This window comes from Limimaricola cinnabarinus LL-001 (assembly GCF_000466965.1).
GTDB classification, from domain to species: Bacteria; Pseudomonadota; Alphaproteobacteria; order Rhodobacterales; family Rhodobacteraceae; genus Limimaricola; species Limimaricola cinnabarinus.
Genome location: NZ_BATB01000120.1, coordinates 1 through 5,115, shown reverse-complemented (window position 1 = coordinate 5,115; position 5,115 = coordinate 1). Strand labels below are relative to the sequence as shown.

Annotated in this window: 6 protein-coding genes and 2 pseudogenes; all 8 read left to right on the top strand. The window is 70.9% G+C overall.

Annotated elements, in window-relative coordinates; genetic code table 11:
• Positions 1–646: pseudogene (locus MBELCI_RS18375) on the top strand (hypothetical protein); the annotation flags it as partial.
• Positions 647–679: 33 nt separating this feature from the next.
• A complete protein-coding gene (locus tag MBELCI_RS21150; protein WP_021695748.1) occupies positions 680–955 on the top strand; it encodes a hypothetical protein in 276 nt (91 codons plus the stop codon).
• Positions 952–1,749 (top strand): RnfABCDGE type electron transport complex subunit D, encoded by a 798-nt coding sequence (locus MBELCI_RS18365; protein WP_021695747.1) that lies wholly within the window; start codon positions 952–954, stop codon positions 1,747–1,749. Before MBELCI_RS21150 ends, MBELCI_RS18365 begins: the two co-directional genes overlap by 4 nt.
• Positions 1,742–2,539, top strand: a complete 798-nt coding sequence (nqrC, locus tag MBELCI_RS18360) for an NADH:ubiquinone reductase (Na(+)-transporting) subunit C (RefSeq protein WP_045320506.1) — start codon at positions 1,742–1,744, stop codon at positions 2,537–2,539. Before MBELCI_RS18365 ends, nqrC begins: the two co-directional genes overlap by 8 nt.
• Complete coding sequence (locus MBELCI_RS18355; protein WP_021695745.1) at positions 2,536–3,195, top strand: NADH:ubiquinone reductase (Na(+)-transporting) subunit D; 660 nt, start codon at positions 2,536–2,538, stop codon at positions 3,193–3,195. Before nqrC ends, MBELCI_RS18355 begins: the two co-directional genes overlap by 4 nt.
• Positions 3,196–3,254: 59 nt before the next feature.
• Positions 3,255–3,790 (top strand): annotated as a pseudogene (locus MBELCI_RS18350) (NADH:ubiquinone reductase (Na(+)-transporting) subunit E).
• Positions 3,787–4,029 carry a hypothetical protein gene (locus MBELCI_RS22140; RefSeq protein WP_235047703.1) on the top strand — a complete coding sequence of 81 codons (243 nt, stop codon included), beginning with the start codon at positions 3,787–3,789 and terminating at the stop codon, positions 4,027–4,029. Before MBELCI_RS18350 ends, MBELCI_RS22140 begins: the two are co-directional and overlap by 4 nt.
• Positions 4,020–5,006 (top strand): NADH:ubiquinone reductase (Na(+)-transporting) subunit F, encoded by a 987-nt coding sequence (nqrF, locus tag MBELCI_RS18345; protein ID WP_235047702.1) that lies wholly within the window; start codon positions 4,020–4,022, stop codon positions 5,004–5,006. Before MBELCI_RS22140 ends, nqrF begins: the two co-directional genes overlap by 10 nt.
• The last annotated feature ends 109 nt before the right edge of the window (positions 5,007–5,115 follow it).

Sequence of the window (5,115 nt, the reverse complement as noted above, 5' to 3'; positions counted from 1 at the left end):
GGTCGCGCGGATCGACACGGGAGTATGCCGCCGGATCGAACGGATCGTGATCGAGACGCGCCGCGCGCCGCCATGGACCGCCCCGGCGATGCCGGGGGAGGACCTGCGCGAAACGCTGCTGGCGCAGGGGCTCTGGCCGGAGTTCCGGACCCGCCCCTTCGGCCGCGTGCCCGAGCCCGGGGCCCAGCCGGATGCGGTCCTCGTCGATGCGCTTGGGGGGGAGCGTGCGGCCGGGGTTCGGGCGGCGCGAGAACAGCCAAAGGCTCTGGATCGGGGCCTTTCGGCCTTGCGCGAGCTTACGCGAGGGGAGGTCGTGCTTTGCCAAGAGGGAGGCGCTGCGCTGACGGCGCCGGCCGAGGGGCTTCACGTGAAAGTCGGCCCCGGCGGCATGGGCGCGCAGCTGCGGCGCTGGCACAGCGTCGCGCGCGGCGGCGAAGTCTGGACCGTCGATTGCCAGGCGGTGATCGCGATCGGGCGTCTTCTGGAAGCGCATGTGCTCGACCTGTCGAGGCTGATTGAAATCGCACCCGATGGGGGCGCGGGGCGGCTGCTGCGCAGCGTCACCGGCGCCGATCTCGACGAGATCCTCGGGGGAAAGGGCGAGGGGGCGCGCGCCCATGCCCTCGTGGGCGGCAGGCCCATATGAGAGCCGCCGCTGGCTCGGGCGTTCGAAACGCGCGTGGCATGGCCCGCGCCCGGCGCGGCCCTTGCCGAGGCCTCCGCGTTTGGCCCGATCGTTCCGACCCCGGCGCTATGCGCCACCCTGCCCGCAGGGATCAGGGCGATCCCGCTGTTGCGGGCGCTGAGCATCGGCGATGCCGACGCCGCACGCAGGCTCGGGTGTCTCGACCTAATCGAGGAGGACATGCGCGCCGCCACGATGATCTGCGCGAGCGGGTCGGATTACAGCGCGCTGCTGCGCCGCGTGCTGGACGAGCTGGAGGCGGAGCGATGATCCGGGAAGCGCTCCTCGATCTCAGGGCACAGGCGGCGCAACGCTGCGGGATCTTTCGCCTCATGGCCCTCGTGCCGCCTGCGCTGGCGCATCTTTGGCTCACCGGCGCGGCGGCGGTCCCGGCCCTTCTCGTGGCGGTTTCGGTGGCGCTCAGCTGGTCGTTCCTATTCGCCGAATTGCGGGGCCGGGGGCCGCTGCTGGCCGGGCTGGTCCCGGCGCTGCTCCTCGTGCTCTTCGCCCCGCCCGAGTCGGCGCTGTGGCAGCTCGCGCTCGCGCTCACGCTGGCGCTGGTCATGGGTGAGCTGATCTTCGGCGGCGCGGGCTTCGACTTTCTGAGCACGGGCGCGCTGGCGCTGGCGTTTCTGACCTTCTCATTCCCGGGGCTCGCCCTCGGGGCGCCCGGACCCGCGGTGCTTTGGGCGGCGCTGCCGGGGGGCGGGCTCTTGCTGCTGTCGGGGCTGGCGCCTTGGCGCGTGGTGCTGGCCGGTGGCGCGGGGTTCGCAGGCTTCGCCGCCATGTTCTGGAGCCTGTCGCCGGGTCTCATCGGGCCGATGCTGTTCGCTCTCGTCTTTCTCGCCGCCGATCCCTTCGGCGCGCCGGTCACCGCGCCGGGGCATTGGATCTTCGGCCTGCTCGTGGGCGGGCTGACGGCGGTGCTCTGCGGCCCGGCGCTGCCGGGGCTCGACATGGGGGCCGTGGTCTTCGCGGTGGTGCTGGCCGGGATCTTCGCGCCGCTGATCGACGCGAGCGTGATCGCGGGGGACGCGCTGCGCGCGCGGCTGCGCCATGGATAAGCCGCGCGGCCCCTGGGCGCGGTTCCTCGCCCGCCCCAACGAGGACCCGGTGAAGGCGCTGGGGCTCGCGGGGCTGGTGGCGCTGGCCTCGGCGCTCACCCTCTCCACCGCCGCCACCGCGCTGCGCCCGCGCCAGATCGCCAACATCGAAGCGGCGCGGCAGCTTCGCATGCAGGCGATGGTGGATGCGCTGCCCGGCCTGCGCGCGGTGATGGAGGAGCTGGGGGTCACCGAACTTGAGACCCGTCTGGTCGATCTCGCCACCGGGCGGATGCTGGCGGAGGCGCAGGGCCATGACCCCGAGACGGCGGCGCGCGATCCCGAGACCAGCATCGCCCTGCCCGAAGAGGCCGACATCGCCGGGCTGGAGCGGCGCGAGGCGCAGGCGCTGGTGCATCTTCTTGAGCGCGACGGCGCGGTGATGCTCGTGGTGCTGCCGGTGCGCGGCGCGGGGTATCAATCGACCATCAGCGCGCTTCTGGCGCTCGAGCCCGATCTCAACACCATCGCGGCACTGACCGTGACCGAACAGGCCGAGACGCCGGGCCTCGGCGCCCGGATCGAAAGCGAGGCGTGGCAGGCGCTCTGGCCCGGACGGCAGATCGCCGACGAGACGGGCGCGATCCGCATCGACGTGGTGCGCGGACAAGCCAGCACGCCTTACGAGGTCGACGGTATCTCGGGGGCCACGCGCACCGGCAACGGTGTCGCCGACATGATCCGCTTCTGGATGGGGCCGTGGGGCTATGGCCCGTTTCTCGACCGGCTGGGGCAGGAGGGGCTGGGATGATGCGCCTGCCGCGCCCCCTTACCGATCCGCTGATCCGGGCCAACCCGGTGACGCTGCGGATTTTGGGCATATGCTCGGCGCTGGCGGTGACGACCTCGCTGGTGACTGCGTTGACCATGTGCGCGGCGCTGATCTTCGTGCTCTGCGCGGCCTCCGGGCTGATCAGCGCGATCCGGCGGCACATCCCGCAATCGATCCGGCTCATTTTGCAGATCACCATCATCGCCACGCTGGTGATCCTGATCGACGAGGTGCTGCGCGCCTATGCCTTCGAGATAAGCCAGCTATTGTCGATCTTCGTCGGGCTGATCGTCACCAACTGCATCGTGCTGGGCCGGGCCGAAAGCTTTGCCATGCATCACCCCGTCTGGCCCTCGGTGCTCGACGGTCTGGGCAACGCGCTCGGCTACAGCCTCGTGCTAGTGATCGTGGCGACGATCCGCGAGCTTTTTGGCACGGGCCAGCTTTCGGGCCTGCCGGTCCTGCCGACCGTGGCGGGGGGCGGCTGGTTCGTGCCGCTAGGGCTGATGCAGCTCGCGCCTTCGGCCTTCTTCATCATCGGGCTGCTGATCTGGGCGATCCGCGCCGCGCGGCCCGAGCAGGCCGAACACCCCGACCATAGCCTCATCAGCCTTGATACGAAGGCCACGCCATGACCGACATTCTCATCGCCACGATCTTTACCGACAACCTCGCGCTGTCGTTCTTTCTGGGCATCTGCACCTTTCTCGCCGTGTCGCAGCGCCTGTCGACGGCGCTGGGGCTCGGCTTGTCTGTGATCGTGGCGCAGTCCATCAGCGTGCCGGTCAACGCGTTGATCCACCGATACCTGCTCGCCCCCGGTGCCTTGGGCTGGGCCGGTCTGCCCGAGGTCGATCTGAGCTTTCTGCGGATCATCGTCTTCATCGGCGTGATCGCCGCGATGGTGCAGCTTCTAGAGCTCGTGCTCGACCGCTTCGTGCCCGCGCTGCACCGGGCCTTGGGCGTCTTTCTGCCGCTGATCACCGTGAACTGCGCGATCCTCGGCGGAAGCTGTTCATGGTCGAGCGGCGCTATGATCTTGGCGAGTCCATTGCCTGGGGCGTCGGCAGCGGCGCGGGCTGGGCGCTGGCCATCGCAGCCTTCGCCGCGATCCGCGAGCGGCTGCGCTATTCGGACATGCCGCAGGGGCTGCAGGGGCTGGGCTCGGCCTTCATCGTCACCGGGCTTATGTCGCTTGGCTTTTCGGGCTTCGGGGGGCTGGCGCGATGACGCAGGCGCTTTTGGGCATCGTGCTGCTGACCGGGATCGTGCTGATGCTGAGCGCGGCACTTTTGCTGGCGCGGCGGCTCTTGGTGCCCGACCGCGCGATCGCGGTCGCGGTGAACGGCGGCGCGGGGTTCGAAAGCTGCTTTGGCACGAAGCTTCTGACGGCGCTGGCCGAGAACGGCATTCTGCTTCCGGCGGCCTGCGGCGGGGCGGGCACCTGCGGCTCTGCCGGGTGCGCGTGACGCAAGGAAGCCCCGTGGCCCTGCCTGCCGAGACCGCGCTGCTGTCGCGCGCGGAGCGGCGCGGCGGGTTGCATCTGGCCTGCCAGCTTGTGCTGCGCGAGCCGATCGCCGTCGAGGTAGCCGAGGCGCTGCTGGCGGCGCAGAGCTTTCAGTGCGAGGTGGTGGAGGCGCGGTCGCTGACGCCGCTGATCCGCGAGATCGTGCTGAAGGCCCCCTCCGGCGTCGCCGAAGGGATCGAGGCCGGGGCCTTCGTGCAGGTCACCGCGCCGCCTTATGAGCTGGAGTTCGCGGCGATCGCCGTGCCGGAACGGTTCGAGCGCGCCTGGGTGCCCCTGCGCCGCCTGCGCGTCGCGTCGCACGAGCCAGTGAGCCGCGCCTATTCCATCGCCAGCACGCCCGCCGATCTCGCGGCGGGGCGGATCGTCCTGCTCATCCGCCTCGCCGGGCCGCCACCCGACCGGCCGGGCGTGCCACCGGGCATCGTATCGTCATGGCTGTTCCAGCTTGTGCCGGGCGACAGGGTGTCGGCGGCCGGGCCCTTCGGCAGCTTTCGCGCGCAGGACAATGCGCGCGAGATGGTGTTGATCGGCGGCGGTGTCGGACTGGCGCCGCTGCGGGCCATCGTCCACGACCAGCTCGATGCGCGCGGCACCGGGCGAAAGATCGGCTTCTGGTACGGCGCGCGCAGCCGCGAGGACCTGCTTCATGCGGGGGAGTTCGAGGAGCTTGCGGCGCGCCATTCCAATTTCCGCTGGACGGTGGCGCTCTCCGAGCCCCGGCCCGGGGACGACTGGGAGGGGCCGGTGGGCTTTGTCCATGCGGTGCTGCGCGAGCGGTTCCTGCGCGATCACCCCGAGCCCGACGCCTGCGACTATTACCTGTGCGGCCCGCCCCTGATGATCGCGGCGGTGATGTCGGCGCTGGAGGGGGCGGGCGTGCCGCCAGAGCGCATTTTCTTCGACGATTTCGGGAGCTGAACCATGCGGATGCGGCGCAGACATTTTCTGGCGGGGCTGGCGGCGCTGCCGCTGGCCGGGCCGGTCCGGGCCGGGGGCACGGCGATGGTCGGCGGTGCGGCCTTCGGCA